The organism is Rhizobium sp. BK316 (assembly GCF_014193695.1).
GTDB lineage: Bacteria > Pseudomonadota > Alphaproteobacteria > Rhizobiales > Rhizobiaceae > Rhizobium.
Map to the genome: position 1 here is coordinate 447,842 of NZ_JACHZR010000004.1, position 18,095 is coordinate 465,936.

General features: G+C 60.6%; 20 protein-coding genes. 8 read left to right on the forward strand and 12 right to left on the reverse strand.

Annotated features, from left to right (window positions below):
• Positions 1 to 11: 11 nt before the first annotated feature.
• Entirely contained in the window at positions 12 to 1,013 is a 1,002-nt protein-coding gene (locus FHT87_RS21050; RefSeq protein ID WP_183804717.1) for a heparan-alpha-glucosaminide N-acetyltransferase, read from the reverse strand.
• The gene (locus FHT87_RS21055; protein ID WP_183735108.1) at positions 1,014 to 1,781 is read right to left on the reverse strand and encodes a DUF599 domain-containing protein; all 768 of its coding nucleotides are present in this window, start codon (positions 1,779 to 1,781) and stop codon (positions 1,014 to 1,016) included. It abuts the gene before it with no gap.
• A gap of 212 nt (positions 1,782 to 1,993) precedes the next feature.
• On the opposite strand from FHT87_RS21055, the gene FHT87_RS21060 reads away from it, so the two are divergent.
• Together FHT87_RS21060 and FHT87_RS21065 are read left to right on the forward strand one after the other, a co-directional pair.
• The gene (locus tag FHT87_RS21060; protein ID WP_183804719.1) at positions 1,994 to 3,400 is read left to right on the forward strand and encodes an L-serine ammonia-lyase; all 1,407 of its coding nucleotides are present in this window, start codon (positions 1,994 to 1,996) and stop codon (positions 3,398 to 3,400) included.
• Between the two features lie 61 nt (positions 3,401 to 3,461).
• Positions 3,462 to 3,899, forward strand: coding sequence for a DUF1489 family protein (locus tag FHT87_RS21065; RefSeq protein ID WP_183804721.1), 438 nt, complete (start codon positions 3,462 to 3,464; stop codon positions 3,897 to 3,899).
• A 6-nt stretch (positions 3,900 to 3,905) separates the two neighbouring features.
• Here the strand turns inward: FHT87_RS21065 and FHT87_RS21070 are convergent, their stop codons facing one another.
• The 7 genes from FHT87_RS21070 to FHT87_RS21100 all read right to left on the reverse strand — a co-directional run bounded on the left by FHT87_RS21070 (position 3,906) and on the right by FHT87_RS21100 (position 10,389).
• Positions 3,906 to 4,181, reverse strand: coding sequence for a hypothetical protein (locus tag FHT87_RS21070; protein WP_183805080.1), 276 nt, complete (start codon positions 4,179 to 4,181; stop codon positions 3,906 to 3,908).
• Between the two features lie 112 nt (positions 4,182 to 4,293).
• On the reverse strand, positions 4,294 to 5,874 hold the full coding sequence (locus FHT87_RS21075; protein WP_183735018.1) for a serine hydrolase: 1,581 nt from the start codon (positions 5,872 to 5,874) through the stop codon (positions 4,294 to 4,296).
• A gap of 119 nt (positions 5,875 to 5,993) precedes the next feature.
• Positions 5,994 to 6,740 (reverse strand): hypothetical protein, encoded by a 747-nt coding sequence (locus tag FHT87_RS21080; RefSeq protein WP_183735019.1) that lies wholly within the window; start codon positions 6,738 to 6,740, stop codon positions 5,994 to 5,996.
• Between the two features lie 218 nt (positions 6,741 to 6,958).
• Positions 6,959 to 7,564, reverse strand: coding sequence for a transglutaminase-like cysteine peptidase (locus FHT87_RS21085; protein ID WP_183804723.1), 606 nt, complete (start codon positions 7,562 to 7,564; stop codon positions 6,959 to 6,961).
• Between the two features lie 382 nt (positions 7,565 to 7,946).
• Entirely contained in the window at positions 7,947 to 8,906 is a 960-nt protein-coding gene (pip, locus tag FHT87_RS21090; protein ID WP_183804725.1) for a prolyl aminopeptidase, read from the reverse strand.
• Positions 8,907 to 9,037: 131 nt separating this feature from the next.
• Entirely contained in the window at positions 9,038 to 9,649 is a 612-nt protein-coding gene (locus FHT87_RS21095) for a PilZ domain-containing protein (RefSeq protein WP_183735022.1), read from the reverse strand.
• Positions 9,650 to 9,771: 122 nt separating this feature from the next.
• Positions 9,772 to 10,389: a PAS domain-containing protein gene (locus FHT87_RS21100; protein ID WP_183804727.1), complete on the reverse strand. Its 618-nt coding sequence runs from the start codon at positions 10,387 to 10,389 to the stop codon at positions 9,772 to 9,774.
• 382 nt (positions 10,390 to 10,771) lie between these two features.
• On the opposite strand from FHT87_RS21100, the gene FHT87_RS21105 reads away from it, so the two are divergent.
• The gene (locus FHT87_RS21105; RefSeq protein ID WP_183804729.1) at positions 10,772 to 11,551 is read left to right on the forward strand and encodes a rhomboid family intramembrane serine protease; all 780 of its coding nucleotides are present in this window, start codon (positions 10,772 to 10,774) and stop codon (positions 11,549 to 11,551) included.
• A 98-nt stretch (positions 11,552 to 11,649) separates the two neighbouring features.
• Positions 11,650 to 12,084 carry a CBS domain-containing protein gene (locus FHT87_RS21110; RefSeq protein ID WP_183804731.1) on the forward strand — a complete coding sequence of 145 codons (435 nt, stop codon included), beginning with the start codon at positions 11,650 to 11,652 and terminating at the stop codon, positions 12,082 to 12,084.
• Between the two features lie 15 nt (positions 12,085 to 12,099).
• Here FHT87_RS21110 and FHT87_RS21115 read toward each other — a convergent pair whose 3' ends face one another.
• From FHT87_RS21115 to folE, 3 genes are all read right to left on the reverse strand, one after another.
• Entirely contained in the window at positions 12,100 to 13,068 is a 969-nt protein-coding gene (locus FHT87_RS21115) for a patatin-like phospholipase family protein (protein WP_183735026.1), read from the reverse strand.
• Positions 13,069 to 13,185: 117 nt separating this feature from the next.
• A complete protein-coding gene (hisI, locus tag FHT87_RS21120; protein WP_183735027.1) occupies positions 13,186 to 13,638 on the reverse strand; it encodes a phosphoribosyl-AMP cyclohydrolase in 453 nt (150 codons plus the stop codon).
• A gap of 25 nt (positions 13,639 to 13,663) precedes the next feature.
• The gene (gene folE / locus FHT87_RS21125; protein ID WP_183735028.1) at positions 13,664 to 14,278 is read right to left on the reverse strand and encodes a GTP cyclohydrolase I FolE; all 615 of its coding nucleotides are present in this window, start codon (positions 14,276 to 14,278) and stop codon (positions 13,664 to 13,666) included.
• Between the two features lie 307 nt (positions 14,279 to 14,585).
• On the opposite strand from folE, the gene FHT87_RS21130 reads away from it, so the two are divergent.
• The 4 genes from FHT87_RS21130 to thrS all read left to right on the forward strand — a co-directional run bounded on the left by FHT87_RS21130 (position 14,586) and on the right by thrS (position 18,094).
• Positions 14,586 to 15,032 (forward strand): iron-sulfur cluster assembly scaffold protein, encoded by a 447-nt coding sequence (locus FHT87_RS21130; protein ID WP_183735029.1) that lies wholly within the window; start codon positions 14,586 to 14,588, stop codon positions 15,030 to 15,032.
• A gap of 3 nt (positions 15,033 to 15,035) precedes the next feature.
• Positions 15,036 to 15,437, forward strand: coding sequence for a membrane protein insertion efficiency factor YidD (yidD, locus tag FHT87_RS21135; RefSeq protein WP_183735030.1), 402 nt, complete (start codon positions 15,036 to 15,038; stop codon positions 15,435 to 15,437).
• 1 nt (position 15,438) lies between these two features.
• Positions 15,439 to 15,966 (forward strand): DUF1697 domain-containing protein, encoded by a 528-nt coding sequence (locus FHT87_RS21140; protein WP_183735031.1) that lies wholly within the window; start codon positions 15,439 to 15,441, stop codon positions 15,964 to 15,966.
• 121 nt (positions 15,967 to 16,087) lie between these two features.
• The gene (gene thrS / locus FHT87_RS21145) at positions 16,088 to 18,094 is read left to right on the forward strand and encodes a threonine--tRNA ligase (RefSeq protein ID WP_183735032.1); all 2,007 of its coding nucleotides are present in this window, start codon (positions 16,088 to 16,090) and stop codon (positions 18,092 to 18,094) included.
• Position 18,095 lies beyond the last annotated feature (1 nt).

The following is an 18,095-nucleotide window of genomic DNA, read 5'->3' on the forward strand; positions in this document are numbered from 1 at the left end:
ATGATCACTGATCATTGCTGCGGCGCCGGTTCGATCTGGGCGCTGCATTGGCCGGCAAGCGCCATAATCCGCTCATCATCCGCTTTGACCTCGCCTGCCTGGAATGGCGTGAAGAGCTGCTGTGCCTGCAGTTGATCGAGCGTGCACTGGCAGAAACTGCGGCAAAGCGCTTCGCCTTGTTCGACCGTGCAGGACGTATTGCACTGGCGCAGATAGGTCGCGACGGAATCAGGCTTCGGCGGCGCGACGATGAAGGTCAGGCCATAGGCGATGGCGATCAGCACCGGCTGGTGGATCAGATAGAAGGCAAGGCTATGGCGGCCGAGGCGCGCAAGCCATGTTCCGCCAGTGCCAAGAGCTGTAAGTCGCTGCGGCAGGTTTGTCCGGAAGGCGAGGCGCGCAAGGCTCATTCCCAGGAAGAAGGGCGTCGCCCAGGGGAAGAGCGGTACATAGTCGTTCGACCGGTCGGGCGTGGCCGCAAAGCCGAGCCAGGCAAGATATCTCGGGTCGAATAGGTGCGAACTCAACACACCGGGCATGACGAAAGTGTCGGTGATCCAGGCGACGAACAGTGCCAGCGTGACGAGCAGCGTCACCGGCAACGGCAGGCGCAGGAAGACCACGCCTATGAGGCTCAGGACCGCGATGGAATGCAAGATGCCGAAATAGATCCACCCGCCGGGCACCAGATACAGCGTGGCCGCTGAGATCACCGCGGCGGCAGCGGCAATCATCCCGAAACGCTTCCAGAAGGACGGCCAGCGGATCTCCGGCCGGCTTGATAGTACAAGGCTGACGCCGACGATGAAGAGGAACGTTGTGGCGATCGCCCGCGCATAGATCTTCAGCCAGCCGGTTTCGGCCGTTCCGGGCGTAAGATAGCCCATGAACTCCAGATCCCAGCTGAAGTGGTAGGAGGCCATGGCAAGCAGTGCTGCACCACGCGCCGTATCCACGAGGCCGATACGCGGTGGTTTTGCGTGAGCCGCCGCTTCCGTTGCCGACACTATCATTCACAATCCCCCGGACAGCTCATCACCGTCACTCGCTGACGGCCTGTCGCGCTGAACAGCAGAAAGGTGGAGATTTGGTGGCGGGTTCGCGTCCATGATGGCGAGGCGCGCTTCCGAGAAGAACTGCCGACGGGTCAGAACGAAGACGACGATCGCCGTCGTACCCATAAAAACATAGGGATTGATGAACCAGCCGAGATAACCGATCGACAGGAAGATCGCCCTGAGCCCCTCGTTGAAATGGCCGCCGGCGATGACGTTCATGCGGATGACCCGCTCTGCCGCTCGCTCGGCGGCGATCATGTCCTTCTCCGAGTCATGCACCATCGGAATGCCGCCGAAGAGAATGGTGCAATAGTTGAAGAGGCGATAAGCCCAGCCGAACTTGAAGAAGGCGTAGCCGAACAAAGCAGCAAGGCCGCCGACCTTCATCTCAAAGACCGCATGCCCGCTATGGAAGACAAAGGGCAGGTCGGCGAAAACCGCATCCACCTTTTCCGTCGCCCCGAGCAGCGCAAAACAACTGCCGACCGCGAAGATGGACGTCGAGGCGAAAAAGGCCGTGCCATTCTGCAGCCCGGCCATGATCTGGGTATCGATCATCTTCAAGTCGCGGCGCAGGGAATTATATATCCATTCACGCCGCCGCTCCACCATGGCATGGGTCAGGCTCGTGCGCCCGAAGAAGGTCTGGCCGCGCAGCAGCCAGGAATAGCCCATCCAGATAAAGATAAAGAAGGCAAGCGCGATGTAGTCCGCCGTCGTCATCATCAGCGAGTCAGTTCCCGTAGAAATGCGGCCACTCTACAGATGCATTCGAATGCTGCAATGACCGGCAAGATGAGAATCACTGGCAAGACGGGCAGCTTCGAATTAGTGTCCAGCCGGATGTCGCACCGGTTCAAGGCGATGTCGGTCCGCCACGCGGATTCCGAACCGAGTTCGCATAGTCTGCATCGTCAAGTTTAAAAGGCGCCTCCATGTTTCTTTCGGTGTTCGATGTGTTCAAGATCGGTGTCGGGCCGTCGAGCTCGCATACGATGGGGCCGATGACGGCTGCCAACCGGTTCCTTGAGCTCATCCTGTCCAACGAATGGCCGCGCCCTTCCACCGGCGCGCAGGTGGCCGCCATCAAGGTCAGCCTGCACGGGTCGCTCGCCCATACGGGTATCGGCCACGGAACGGGCAGGGCGGTCATCCTCGGCCTGATGGGCGAAGCGCCCGACAAGGTCGATCCCGATCGCATGGATGCCATCATCGACGAGGTCGAGAAGAGCGGACGGATCAAGCCTGAGGGACATCCGGCCTATCAGTTCCAGCCGAAGACAGACCTGATCTTCGACAAGAAGCAGCCACTGCCGGGCCACGCCAACGGCATGACCTTCTCCGCCTATGACAAGGACGGCCGGCTTCTCGTCAAGCGCATCTATTATTCCGTCGGCGGCGGCTTCGTCGTCACCGATACGGAGCTGGAGCAGATGCGGGCGCGCAAGAAGGCGTCGCAAGGCACTTACAAGGTGCCTTATCCTTTCGCCAGCGCCAAGCAGATGCTGGAAATGGCCGAACGTTCCGGCCTGTCGATCGCGCAGATGAAGCGCGCCAACGAGGAAAGCCAGCGCAGCCGCGAGGAACTTGATTCCGGTCTCGACCGCATCTGGGAAGCGATGCGCTCCTGTATCGAGCGCGGGCTGAAGGTCGAGGGCATCATGCCCGGCGGCCTCAACGTCAGGCGCCGCGCCAAGCATATTCACGACAAGCTGCAGGAGGAGTGGCGCAGCAACCGCGCCAACCCGCTGCTCGCCAATGACTGGCTGAGCGTCTACGCAATGGCGGTCAACGAGGAGAACGCCGCGGGCGGGCGCATCGTAACCGCGCCGACCAATGGCGCGGCGGGCGTCATTCCCGCGACGATCCGCTACTACGAGCATTTCCACGAGGACTGGGACCGGAAAGGCATCCACGATTATCTGCTGACAGCAGCGGCAATCGGCGGCATCATCAAGCACAATGCGTCGATCTCTGGCGCGGAAGTCGGCTGTCAGGGCGAGGTCGGCTCGGCTGCCGCGATGGCAGCCGCCGGCCTCGCAGCGGTTATGGGCGCCACGCCGGCCCAGATCGAGAATGCCGCGGAAATCGCCCTCGAACATCATCTCGGTATGACCTGCGATCCGATCGCCGGCCTGGTGCAGGTTCCCTGCATCGAGCGCAATGCGCTTGGTGCCGTGAAGGCGGTCACGGCCGCATCCCTCGCAGTGAAGGGCGATGGCCAGCATTTCGTGCCGCTCGATGCCTGTATTGAGACGATGCGCCAGACCGGCTACGACATGAGCGAGAAATACAAGGAAACCTCGACCGGCGGCCTTGCCGTCAACGTCGTCGAATGCTGAGTTTGTGGACGTTTCCCGCTTGTTACTTGACGCTGCCGGTCAAAAGGATTTCAACGGCAGCATGGCACTGAATCTCATCAAACTCTGCGTCGGCTGCGACTCGATCGAAGATCTGCGTGAATGGGTGGCCGAGCGCTCGCTGCGCGCCATTGCCGCCGGTCAAGAGCCACATTCTGTCCATACGACCCGCATGGTGCCCAAACGCGTGGAAGAGCTGCTCGACGGCGGTTCTCTCTATTGGGTGATCAAGGGGCAGGTGCAGGCCCGGCAGAAGATTCTCGACATCCAGACGTTTACGGACGGAGAGGGGATCGGGCGCTGCCACCTGATGCTCGGCCCCGAGGTAATCGAAACCTCGGTGCAGCCGAAGCGCGCCTTCCAGGGCTGGCGTTATTATCCTCATGAGGATGTGCCGCGCGATCTTGACAGCCTCGGCACCGGCATTGCGGAACTGCCCGCGGATCTCCGCCGCGAGCTTTCGGAACTCGGCCTACTCTAACGCACTTCAGCGCAGGCGCAGCACGACGGGCGAGGTGCCATCAGGCGAAGTGATGTGCAGATGGATATGCGCTTCCGGCTGCGAATAGCGCCAGGCGCGCGCGCCGTGGCAAAGCAACAGGTTGATGAGATCACGCGTCTTCGCCGATTTCGCCTTCGGGCGCTGCAGGCCGATTTCGGCGAGGCGGAGCGCTGCCTCGTGCAGCGGATGCAGGCCTGAGCGCCCCTTGTTGACCGCCCGGCGCCCTGCAGGCGCATTTGGAACATTCTCGTTGATCGACATCATCTTCCTCGTACGCAATACAAACCGAACTAGGATCGACTGCCGGCAGCGCGAACACCGCAGCCGGCAGGCAGGGGCGCCGCCAAATCAGTCATAGGCAGCGCCAGATATCTCATTGGGCAGCCGCCCAGCACTTGACGCCAGCCTTCTTGAGAGCCTTGCAGGCGTTGACCGCATCACGCTGGCCGTCGAAGCCGCCGAAGCGGGCGCGATAGACCTGATCGCCGTCATTGGCATAGGCGACAGCGAAGGGCTTTGCAGAACTCAGCGCCTTGCCGCCCTTGGCCTTTGCGCTCTGCAGAAGATCCATCGCCGATTCACGGCTTGCGGAAACACCGATCTGGACAACCCAGCCCGATGGCTGCGGCACTTCCCTGGCGGCAACCTCCTTGGCAGGAGCAGGCTTTGTCGAGGCCGTCGTCAGTTCATCGACCGACGTATCACCCTGTTCCGGCGGCATATAGGCAGGCGCAGGTGTCGGCACGGCAACGGAAGCCTGTTCCTGCTGCTTGATCGCGACGGTCTTGACCTTGGTCGGAGACGGCATCTGCTGCGTTACCAGCGGATTGTCGGTCTTGCGTGTCGAGGTCTCTGCGTAGGCGACCTCTGTGCTTGCCGCCTGATAACGTGCGTCCGGCAGCGGACCCTTGTGCGGCAGGCCGAGATCGGCGACGGCTGCCGTGACCGGCTGCTGATCTGCGGTAATCGTCTTCTTTTTCGCGACCTGGGCAACCTTGGCAGGAGAAACCGGAGCAGGCGTTTCAATCATCTCAGGCATCGGCTTCGACTGGGCGACGAGCGTGCCGCCGCTGGTGGAAGCCTTCGGCATGTAGGTGGCGAGTAGCCTGCGCATCTGCGCGTCGCGGGCAGGAGTGGACGCCCCGCCGAGAACCACACCGACAATCGACTTGCCGTCGACCTGCAGCGAACTGACCAGATTGAAGCCGGCAGCGCGGGTGTAACCGGTCTTGATGCCATCGACGCCGCGGACGGAGCCGACGAGGCGGTTATGGCTGCGGATCACGCGGTTGCCGAACTTGAAGGCGCGCGTATTGAAATAACCGTAATATTGCGGGAAATGCTGACGAAGGGCGATGCCGAGGCGGGCCTGATCGCGGGCCGTCGTCATCTGCGCGGTATTCGGCAGACCATTGGCGTTGCGATAGGTCGTGCGCGTCATGCCGAGCGCATGGGCCTTGGCTGTCATCATCTGGGCGAAACGATCTTCCGAACCGCCGAGCATTTCGCCGAGGGCGGTCGCAGCATCATTGGCAGACAACGTCACGAGGCCGAGGATACCCTGTTCGACAGTGATCGTGCCGCCGGCGCGTACACCAAGCTTGGTCGGCGCCTGGGCGGCAGCGTGAGCAGAGAAGGGGACGGGCGTATCAAGGCGAATGCGACCCTGCTCGAGGGCCTCGAATGTCATGTAGAGCGTCATCATCTTCGTGAGCGACGCCGGATATTGCAGACGGTCGGCATTCTCGCTGTAGAGAACATTTCCCGTCCGGGCATCGACGACGATACCGGCATATTTCGGATTTGCAGCTTCCGCTTCGGCATTGACCGAGTCGACCGCGACGATCGCGATAGCCATCGAAAGGATCGTCAGCACCTTTGCGAGGAAACCGGCAGACCGCGGCGATGATACGGAGGAAATTGACCTTGACACTATTCGACTCTTCGCTTGCATTTCTGATGTTCGGCGGGCCACGCACCCCCTGTTGCGCAACCGGCTGTCTTTGAAAACTACCGGTTCAGCGTTACCAATCCGTTTATGATGAATCGTTTCTTCAGACATCGGTGGGGATTTTAGCGAACTGTTGCAGACTGGCTCACCAGCCGGGTTTGCACAAAAGTCCTGATCGCGGCATCAATATGGCCCCAGTCGGCCAAATGACGGCTTGAGAACCGGTAGAGCACACTCAAGTCCTTGCCGACCTTGATATCGCGCTGGCAATCTCCGCTGGTCGCCGTTTCCACAGACGGGGGCAGAACGCAGCGCACGACATAATCGTCGGCACCTGCGCGCGGCGCAGCCAGCAGAACCTCGCCGCTGTAGCCGGCATCGGCACGCAAGCGGTGCAACGTCAGGCCATGCGCAAAGGCTTCCGGCGCACCGTCCATGAGATGCGAATAGATCGGCTCCAGCCGGCCCGACATGTCCCGCGACATCGTGCCTTGGGTGATTTGCAGGAAAATCAGGCCCGACGATTGGGCGGTATCGTCGAAACGCTGACGTGTGTCCTTGCTGTAACCCTGCATTTCCGGCCAAGTGAGGTAGAGATCGACCCGTTCAGCCGCCCCGTCATGACGTTCACTCGGGAAGCGAATCGTGTTGGCGGGCAGGCCGACCGTATCGCGGCCGATGGTGAGCGTGATCGTGGTGGTGCTTTCCGTATTGCCGGCAAGAGAAATGTGACGGCCGAACCATCGACCGGCAACGCTGATCGCAACCGTCAGCAGCGCCAGGACCGCAATCGTTGCAGTGACACGAACCAGGAAGCGGGTCGAAAGAAGGGGCTGCTCGGCAAGATGGCCCGCGGCGGAATGGCTCATCGTCGTCCTCGGATATCGGGCCGCCGCAGGAAAAACGCGAGTCGTCGGTGCCGGTGTAGAATCTCTGTTGAGGATGATGAGATGGCGGAGTTAATGGGCCGTTAACTCTGTTTTGTGGGAGCGCTACAAAAGAAGCGAGCCGTTCCCGGGACAGCGGGAACGGCTCTGGGCGCCGGTCGGGACGGGGATGCGGGGACTGACCGGGGCCGGTATGCCTGTTACTTCACGCTACCGACAGCGACGGCGCGACCGTCCTGCAGCTTCGTCCAGCGAGCCGGATCGTCAGCGGACTGGCGCTTGAGGTAGGTGTATTCGGTATCCGACCACAGCAGCACCTTGTTGCGCATGTTGTCGAGAACGAAGTCGCCATGGTCGGTGCGGACCGTCAGCACGGCGTGGCCTTCGCCGTTCGGCTGCAGCACGACAGTCATCAGGGTGTCTGAGGGAGAAAAGCCAGCATCGATCAGCATCTTGCGCTTCAGCAACGCGAAATCCTCGCAGTCGCCGACGGTGCGCGGATAGGCCCAGCGCTCCTCGACACCGTAGATCTCTTTGTCCGTCATCGGCTGGATGGTGGAGTTGACCGTGTAGTTGACCTTGAGAATTTCCTTCCAGCGATCCTCGGTCAGGATCGCCGGGCCGGCATCGCCACCGGCATAGGCACATTCGCTCGGATTGGCCTGACAGAATTCATAATGTCCGATCGGCGGGCTCGCATTGCCTGCAAGCGTCATGCTGGCGGGTGATGCCTGTCCTGCGCCCGCCATTGCCGCTGTCATTGCAGCGGTCAGAAGGCCGCCTTTCAGAAGATTTCCAATTGCCATTATCGTCTCCCCGTTATGAGGATGACAATGACACGGACGTTTTTATCTCACGCAAAATTACGCAATAAAATTAAGAGCTTACTTTATTCAAACACGCAACGAACTTGATTCAAATCCATATCGAATACGCCTAAAATTAAGAGCGTATTCGTGTCGAATTCGATTAAAATTGAAGGATTGGGGAAAAGGTTTCCGAGCCGGAAATGGCAGGAAACCGGACAGGCCGTTAACGAATTTCGATATGCCGGGTAAATTTCTGCAATGGGCCTCGGCGGGGACGGCAGCCGGCGGATGCCTGATCGAAGCCCACAAACAGGCGGAATCGCCGCTCCAAAAGCCGATTTCGCCTCACGTCTTAAATTCCAGCCAAAAAATAATTTCGTCAGAAATCGCGAAATCTGTTCGTCGCAGCGACAATCGCGGCGGCGATATCGGCATTTGCTGTAGAATGCGCCGCCTTCGGCAGCACGATGAGTTCAGCGCCGGGCCATGCGCGGGCAAGTTCCCAGGCGGTGACAAGCGGCGCTTCGATATCGAAACGTCCGTGGATGAGGATTCCGGGAATGCCCGCGAGGCGACCGGCATTCTCCAAGAGGATGCCGTCTTCCAGCCATGCACCCTCGCGGAAATAATGGGTGATGATGCGGGCGCGCGTCAGAAGATAACGCGGATCGGACCAGCGGCGCGGCAGGCCGGCGGGATCGGCGAGAAGAATGGTGGCCGCTTCCCATTCATGCCAATCGCGCGCCGCCTTCAGCCGCACCTGCTCTTCGGGATCGTGGAGCAGTCGATGATAGGCGCTCACCCGGTCGAGGTCGCGGAGTTCGGGCGGCAGCGCCTCACCGAAACGGTGCCATTCCTCGGGAAAGAGCGGCGCTATGCCGCGATAGAGCCAGTCGATCTCGGAACGCCGTGTCGTGGTGACGCCAGCAATCACGATGCCGCTGACATGGTCCGGATGGGATTGCGCATAGGCGAGCGCCAGCGTCGAGCCCCAGGAATTGCCGAAGATCGCCCACTTTTTCACGCCAAAGAGGGCGCGCAGCCTCTCCATATCCTCGATGAGATGCACGGTCGTGTTACGGGAGAGGTCGGTTGCGGCGTCTGCGGCATTCGGCAGGCTGCGCCCGCAATTGCGCTGATCGAAGAGGATGATGCGATAGGTGGACGGATCGAAATAGCGCCGCGCCGCCGTGGAGCAACCCGACCCCGGCCCGCCATGCAGCACGAGTGCCGGCTTGCCGACGGGATTGCCGCAGGTTTCCCAATAGACGAGGTTGCCATCGCCTGTATCGAGCAGGCCGTGTTGATTGGGTTCGATTTCGGGAAACAGGACTGACATGACCGCGCCATTCGTTCAGGCGCGCTGTATCCTTCAAGTCTGTGACGGATAAATGACGGAAGCGGATTCTGTGGCGTTTGCCGCATAGGCCCGAAAACCGAACGCAGAACGGCGGCGCACCTTTGCCAGAATTAGAGGAATTCGCGCAGCGTCTCGCGCGACTGGACCGACAGGAACTCGATCGCAACACCTTCCGAGAAGTGGCGAACGACACGGCCGCGCATGTTGCCAAGACGAACAGGCGTGCCGAGCGGCGGACGCACTTCGCAATCGACGGCGGCGCCCGAGAGCGAAAGGTCCATGATGCGGCAGATATAGCGTGTGCCGTCCTCGAGGGTGAGTTCGGTCTTAGTCTCGCGCGGGGTCAGACGATCATGACGACGATCTTCCGGCAGGCCGAGCTCGTGTTTGTTGGCAAGCCAGGTGAGCTGGGCCGCGAGCTTCTCGCGCTTGCGATCGGTGGCGTTGATCGACATGGTGAAACCGCGCATATCAACCGTCTGCACATGGCCTTCGACGCGGCCGAGATGGTCGATGTAAGCGACAACACGTTCATTGGCGCGCGGGCGGCCGGCGCAGGTGACATACATGTCGCCGGGCGACATATCGATCACCACGCACTCGAATTCCTCGTAATTCGCAAGCATCAGGCGGCCCTGCATATTGATGGGCACGCGCTGGAATACTCCCTGTTCAGGGCGCGGCGCAGGTCTGTGCGTCTGAGCGGACTGGAACGAGTGCATCAAAGGGCTTCTTCATGAAATTGCTAGGCCCAATCCTTACCCCCAATCCATTAACAGAAGGTTGTGGGACCAGCCGCTCTATAACCCTAAAGTACTATGGGCGGCGATCCAAAATCGGACAGTCAGCGAGCAGTTGCCCCATGCAGGAAATGCGACATGACGCGCAGCACGGCCTGGCCGAACGTGGCGTGTTTTTCGGCCGCCACTTCGACGGGGCGACGGGGTTCGACCTGGGCCGCGCGACCGAACTTGTCGTGCAGCAGGCGGCTGCGGTCAAGGGCAAGAAGCTCCAGCGGCACGATCTCCAGCCAGCTTGCGGCAACGGCAGGCGCAATGGCGCCCAGCAGACGGTCGCAGCCACCTTCGGGCGAACGCAGCGGCATCATGATGATCTCGAAGGCCGCGTGATGGCCGGCGGTGCTATAGCCAGTTGCGTTGAAAAGCGTCGGGATGGCGTGATCCATGACGCCTTTGGCGGTTTTCTCGATATCTTCGTTCTGACCGTTGGCCCAGAGAGCGGAAAAGCGTTCGCCGCGCAGGTCGTGGCCGAAGAGATCGCAGATCTTCGCGCCGGCAAGGCGGAAGCGGATCTGCCGGTCTGCCTCGGTCTCCAGAATGAAGAGGCTCGACAGGAGGTGAGGGATCGCGCCGGGCTCGATCTGCGATTTCAGCGGGGCATCCTGCTCACCGCGCAGAGCATTCCAGTAGTCGAAGATATCGGTCGTGATCTGAAGGCGCATGACGCTGTCTCATTTCGGTTCATTGGCGGGCGGTTTTCGCCCCTTCACCTTCTACCTTGCGGATTTCATGCCAAATCCGGGGAGTTAAGGTTAATAGATGGTTTCGCTTGAGTGCAGTGGGCTGTCGTGAGACCGTTTCTTCATCACTTCGAACAGTGAAGTTCTGCACAAGACTTGCCGGGGCAGGGGTCATCCACAGAGCGCCATTCGCCCATTCGGGCGAACAAAGGACGCTCTACTCTTTGAGTACGCATCAGGCTTTCCGACAATCGATTTCGATTTTCGCGCCGATGCTTGGGCAAGCCGTCCGGCCATACCGGACGGCTTTTTTTTTGAAGCCGGCTCCTGTATGGCTGAGGCCTCAAAACGAGGCGACACAAGCATGAATGAACAGACGTCCGGGCCTGACGAGGCATTCCAGCCTTCACAGCCCGAACCGCCGGCCCGCCCGCCGCGCCAGCCGGTTTTCAATCTTCCGCCGGCATTGCTCGCGACGCTGCTGCTTCTGATCCTGATCTATGCCGTGCAATCGCTGCTGCCGGTCTATTGGTCTAGGTGGTTCCTGTTCAGCTTCGGCTTCATTCCGCTGCGTTATGCCGTCTCGCTCGCGGAGCAGGGACCGCAGCTCTACTGGACGCCGGTCACCTATTCGCTGCTGCATGGAAGCGTCGAGCATATCGTCTTCAACGGGCTATGGCTGATGGCCTTCGGCGCGCCGGTCGTACGCCGCATCGGCACGGCCCGATACATCATCTTTTGGGTTCTTTCTTCTGCCGCCTCGGCTGCGCTGCACGCGGCGCTGAACTGGGGCAGCGAAGGGCTGCTCATCGGCGCCTCCGGCGTTGTCTCGGGGCTGATGGGCGCGGCCTGCCGCTTTGCCTTCCCCCCCGGGCGGCAGATGTTCGGCCCGGCGCATCTCAATCCACGCCTGTCCGTCACGCAGGCGGTTCAGAGCCGCACCGTGATCATGTTCATGCTTTTCTGGCTGGTCGGCAACGCGCTGATCGCCGTCGGCATTCCGCTTGTCGGCGACGGCAGCCAGGAAATTGCATGGGACGCGCATATCGGCGGTTTCGTCTTCGGCTTTTTCCTCTTTGCGCTGTTCGACCGAAAACTGCCGCCGGAACCCGTGCCGACCCCTGACGATGAGTTGCAATCCTGAGCCAAGCAGTGCACCATTGACCGATCCGCGATGGGGGGAGAGACCGCCGCGGAGCCTGTGTTCCCGACAAGTGTTTCGCTTCGCCATAGGAGGTCCGAATGGCCAGTTCCGTCAAAGCAATACTCGATCTGAAGGGTCGTGACGTCGTCACAACGGGGCCGAACACCACGGTTTCGGAGGCGGCTGCTATCCTCAGCAAGAAGAAGATCGGCGCGATCGTCGTCCTCGGCATGGAGAACAAGATTTCCGGCATGTTCACCGAGCGCGATCTCGTGCATATCGTCGCCAAGGCCGGCAAGAACGGGCTCGACCAGACGCTGTCTTCCGTCATGACCTCGAAGGTATTCCGCTGCAACGAGCAGACCTCGGTCAACGAGCTCATGGAGTTGATGACCAGCAAGCGCTTCCGCCACATTCCGGTCGAGGCTAACGGCAAGCTCGCCGGCATCATCTCGATCGGCGACGTCGTGAAGTCGCGCATCGCCGAGGTCGAGCGCGAGGCCGAAGAGATCAAGGCCTATATTGCGAGCTAATTGGAGATCGCTGAGTCAGGGATGCCTCGCGTAGAGTTCCTGCATGCGCTGCAGCTCGGGCAGCCTTGCCCGAGCTTCCTCATAGCCACGTTCGATGGCTTCCCCCGCACGATGGAATTCCGACAGGCCGATGTCCGACAGGCGCGGCTGCAATGAAATGTCGGGCGGGTCGCCGGCAAGGCGGGCGCGGGCGATACGATCCTGAATGATGTTGAAGGCCTGCACCATGACGCCGGTCATGCCGAGCCGCGCGGCATAGGGCGCGTTCTTCTGCTGCTGAACTTCGGCTGGCGAGAGACTGGCATTGTGGCGGACAACGGCGGAACGGCCATAGAGATCGTAGTTGAGGTTGACGGCGACGACGAGCGGCTGCTCATAGCTGCGGCAGACGGAAACCGGCACGGGATTGACGAGCGCGCCATCGACAAGTGTGCGGTTATTGCTGCGGATCGGTTCGAAAATGCCAGGCAGGGCATAGGATGCGCGGATGGCCGTGATCAGCGAGCCGTTGGCGATCCAGACCTCGTGCCCGGTATTGACTTCGGCCGCGACGGCGACGAAGGGCCGGTCGAGATCTTCTATCGTCAGGCCTTCCAGATGTTCCTGCATGCGCTTGGTCAGCCGCATGCCGCCAAAGAGGCCGGAACCGCCGATCGTCAGATCGAGAAGGCTTGCGATGCGGCGCATGGTGAGCGAGCGGGCAAAGTTTTCCAGCTCGTCCAGCTTGCCGGCCAGGTAGCAGCCGCCGACGAGCGCGCCGATCGAGGTGCCGGCGATCATGCCGATCTCGATGCCTGCCTCATCGAGCGCGCGCAGCACGCCGATATGCGCCCAGCCGCGAGCGGCTCCGCCGCCGAGCGCGAGAGCAAGCTTTGCTCTCTCTTCGGATGCGGGTTGAACGGGGGGAACTGCCATATCCTGAAGCGCTGCCGTGCCGGAACTGCTGCCCTCGGCGCTTTGACGATGCATATTCCAGCCCAGCATGGCGTCCCTCCCTCCCGGCAGAACACTTGGATTGCTAATTAGTCGCCCCGAACCCTTACCAAATTGTACATAGAGGCGATTTGCGTCGCAATAAGGGGCAGGCGACCGGGATCTGGGCTATTTCCCGTAAATGTCCTTCGGATCGAAGTGCAGATCGTCATCGACGATGGTCAGAACAGGCTTTCCATCTTCGAGAGTGACGGTACGGTAGAAGCAGGAGCGGCGGCCCGTGTGACAGGTGGCGTCGTGGCCGGCAACCTCGACCTTCAGCCAGATGGCGTCCTGATCGCAATCCGTGCGGATTTCCTTGACGGTCTGGAGATTGCCGGAGGTTTCGCCCTTCTTCCAGATCTTGCCGCGCGAGCGGCTGAAATAGTGGGCGATGCCGGTCTGGATGGTCAGCGCCAGGGCCTGCGCATTCATATGGGCGACCATCAGGAGTTCGCCGTCACCGGCATCGGTGACGATAGCCGTGATCAAGCCGCGATCGTCGAAGCGCGGCGTGAAATCGCCAGCATCCTCCAGCTCGGATTTATCGTCCGACGGCTGATTGAAAATCATCTCACGCATCGCGGCCCTCCTGAGGGAGCCGGTATCAGCGGCCCCTTACCATTGTCATGAATCGGACCTGATCGGCCGGTTCAGTCTTGAACGTTCCTGTAAAGGTTGTCGTCAATGTGGTCGAGCCCTGCTTCTGAACGCCGCGCATAGCCATGCACATGTGTTCGGCCTCGATCATGACGGCGACGCCGCGTGGACGCAGCGTTTCGTCGATGGCTTTGGCGATCTGCGAGGTCATCGTTTCCTGCGTCTGCAGGCGGCGACCGTAGATTTCAACGACGCGGGCAATCTTGGAGAGGCCGAGAACCCGTCCGTCCGGCATATAGGCGACATGCGCCTTGCCGATGATCGGCACCATGTGATGTTCGCAATGGGAGAAGAAGGGAATGTCCTTCACCAGCACCATGTCATCGTAGCCGGCAACCTCTTCGAAGGTCCGGCCGAGCACATCTTCGGGGCTCATCTCGTAACCGGCGAAGAGCTCGCGATAGGCCTTGGCGACGCGGGCAGGCGTATCCATCAGGCCTTCGCGCGACGGATCGTCGCCGGCCCAGCGCAACAGGACGCGGACGGCGTCTTCTGCCTCCTGCTGGGAGGGGCGGTCGGATTCACGGGCGGTCTGCGGAAAATTCTTGACGATGGCGTCCATATTCAATGGTCTCCTGGCCCGCAACGCGGACCGTATTCGGACTAGCCACTGGTACCCCAAGCGGGAATTCTTGCACCTTTGGCAGGCTCCGGGGCTTTCCAGGCTCGCTTTCTCGAACCCTTCCGGCACGGTTTCCCAATCAAACTTCTTCGAGGCCATTGCATTTCGATGGCCCTCGAACGACATACATATAGGAAGACGACCCGGCTATGTAAGTATTCTGTCGTGAGACTGTGTGTTTTTTGTTTACACGACAATCACATAGGAATTAGCGTCGGTTTCAGGCGTTTTGGGAGCCAAATCCGTCATGGATGACATCTATAACAGCAAAATCCTCGAATTTGCCGGCAATATTCCGCTGACTGGAACGCTTGAAGACGCGGATGCGAGCGCACAGGCACACTCCCGTCTCTGCGGCTCGAAAGTGCGCATCTGGCTGAAAATGGACGGCGATACGATCAGCGCCTTTTCACATGACGTGAAGGCCTGCGCGCTCGGACAGGCTTCATCCTCGATCATGGCCCGCCATGTCGTCGGCGCGACATCAGGCGAAGTGCGCAAGGCGCGCGAAGACATGCTCGCTATGCTGAAAGCAGATGGTGAGGGGCCGGATGGACGATTTGCCGACATGCGCTATCTACTTCCCGTCCGTGATTACAAGGCACGTCACGCCTCCACCATGCTGACCTTCGACGCCGTCGTCGACGCCATCAGCCAGATCGAGGCTCGCCGCGCCGAATTCGTCGAGGCGTGAACCATGTGCGAATTCTGCTTGCTGCGTGAAGAGGAAGATGAGGGTGGGGCGGCGGCCCCAAAGCCTCGTCCCACGCCGCCGCAGAAATTTTCCCGCAATTACCGCGGCCCCTTCCGCAAGACGCCGGACCGCCTTTTCGGCATGGGGCTGATCCGCCTCTATCAGCTGACGCTTTCCGGCTTCGTCGGCAATTCCTGCCGGCATATCCCAACCTGTTCCGAATATGGCTATGAGGCCATCGGCCGCCATGGGCTCTGGGCCGGCGGCTGGATGACGCTCTTCCGCGTCGGCCGCTGCGGGCCGGGCGGAACCAGCGGTCTCGACCCGGTGCCGGAATATCTCGAATCCCGTTTCCGCTGGTTTACGCCCTGGCGCTATTTCATGCTTGGGCGGAAGGAGGCTTGAGGTGTGTACCTTCATCGCACTTCTGCACAGCATCGTCCTGACCTCGGAGCGGCGCGTGATCATGGAGGATTTGCGCGCGCTTGCCAAAGAACTCGGCTATCGCGAACCGCGCACGCTGGTCTCCACTGGCAACCTCGTCTTCGAGGCGGACGATATGCGACCGCATGAAGTCGAAGAGCAATTGGAAGAGGCCTTCGAGGAAAAATTCGGCAAGCATGTCGATATCATCGTGCGCAGCGATTGCACCTGGATGGCGCTTTGCAGCGCCAATCCCTTCAAGGACGGCAAAGGCGATCAGGTAATCGTGCGCGTCAGCCGGCTGCCGATCGATCCGGATAAGGTCGAAGCGTTAAAGCCGCTGCTTTCCGAAGGGCAACGGATGGAACTGGTCGGCTGCGATCTCTGGATCGATTTCCACGGCAAGCCGAGCGAATCGAAACTGCTTTCGGCGCTGACGACCAAGCGCATGGGTGTGGGTACGCTGCGCAACTGGAACACCGTGCGCGGCCTTTTCAACATGGTCGTGTAGGCAGGCTTTTCCTTTACTCAGACAGCAAATATCAGTATCAGGCGGCAGCGCATCCCGAGTAGATGACGCTTCCGTTTCAACCACCCGCATTCGTTGGCGGGACTGGACAAGGAGAATTTCGATGTCCCAATCCGTTTCCCTGACATTTCCCGATGGTTCGGTGCGCAGCTTCCCGGCTGGCGCGACCGGCAAGGATGTTGCCGAATCCATTTCCAAGTCGCTCGCCAAGAGCGCCGTCGCCATTGCGATCGACGGTACCGTACAAGACCTTTCCGATGCCGTGACCGACGGCAAGATCGAGATCATCACGCGCAAGGATCAGCGCGCGCTGGAACTCATCCGGCATGACGCCGCACACGTAATGGCCGAAGCCGTGCAGGAACTGTGGCCCGGCACGCAGGTAACGATCGGCCCCGTCATCGAGAACGGCTTCTATTACGACTTCGCCAAGAACGAGCCTTTCACACCCGACGATCTGCCCAAGATCGAAAAGAAGATGAAGGAGATCATTGCCCGCAACGCGCCCTTCACCAAGCAGATCTGGTCGCGCGAGAAGGCCAAAGAAGTCTTTGCCGCCAAGGGCGAACAGTACAAGGTCGAGCTCGTCGATGCGATTCCTGAAGGACAGGATCTGAAGATCTACAATCAGGGCGAATGGTTCGACCTTTGCCGCGGCCCGCATATGGCTTCCACCGGCCAGATCGGCTCCGCCTTCAAGCTGATGAAGGTCGCCGGCGCCTATTGGCGGGGCGACAGCAACAACGCCATGCTGTCACGCATCTATGGCACGGCATGGGCTGAGCAGGCCGATCTCGACAATTACCTGCACATGCTGGCGGAAGCCGAAAAGCGCGACCACCGCAAGCTCGGCCGCGAAATGGACCTGTTCCATTTCCAGGAAGAAGGGCCGGGCGTCGTTTTCTGGCATGGCAAGGGCTGGCGCATCTTCCAGTCGCTCGTCTCCTACATGCGCCGGCGGCTTGAGATCGACTATCAGGAAGTCAACGCGCCGCAGGTGCTCGACACTGCGCTCTGGGAAACCTCGGGTCACTGGGGCTGGTACCAGGAGAACATGTTCGCCGTGAAATCGGCGCATGCGATGACGCATCCGGAAGACAAGGAAGCGGATAACCGCGTCTTTGCGCTGAAGCCGATGAACTGCCCCGGCCATGTGCAGATCTTCAAGCATGGGCTCAAGTCCTATCGCGAGCTGCCGATCCGTCTCGCCGAATTTGGCCTGGTGCATCGCTACGAGCCTTCGGGCGCGCTGCACGGGCTGATGCGCGTGCGCGGCTTCACGCAGGACGACGCGCACATCTTCTGCACCGACGAGCAGATGGCGGCCGAATGCCTGAAGATCAACGACCTGATCCTGTCGGTCTATGAAGACTTCGGCTTCAAGGAAATTGTCGTCAAGCTTTCCACCCGTCCGGACAAGCGCGTCGGCACCGATGCGCTCTGGGATCGGGCGGAAGCCGTCATGACCGATGTCTTGAAGACGATCGAGGCTCAGTCCGAGGGCCGCATCAAAACCGGCATCCTGCCGGGCGAGGGCGCTTTCTACGGGCCGAAGTTCGAATATACGCTGAAGGACGCGATCGGCCGCGAATGGCAGTGCGGCACGACGCAGGTCGACTTCAACCTGCCGGAACGCTTCGGCGCCTTCTATATCGACAGCAATTCGGAGAAGACGCAGCCCGTGATGATCCATCGCGCCATCTGCGGCTCGATGGAACGCTTCCTCGGCATCCTGATCGAAAACTTCGCCGGTCATCTGCCGCTGTGGGTTTCACCGCTGCAGGTCGTCGTCGCGACGATCACCTCGGAAGCCGACGGTTACGGCCAGGAAGTGGCGGACGCGCTGCGCGACGCCGGGCTGCATGTCGAGACCGACTTCCGTAACGAGAAGATCAATTACAAGATCCGCGAACATTCCGTTACGAAAGTTCCCGTCATCATCGTCTGTGGCAAGAAGGAAGCGGAAGAGCGCACGGTCAATATCCGCCGCCTCGGCAGCCAGGAGCAGACATCGATGTCGCTGGATTCGGCGATCGAAAGCCTTGCCCTGGAGGCGACTGCGCCCGATATCCGTCGCAAGCTCGAGGCAAAGAAGGCGAAAGCCGCCTGAA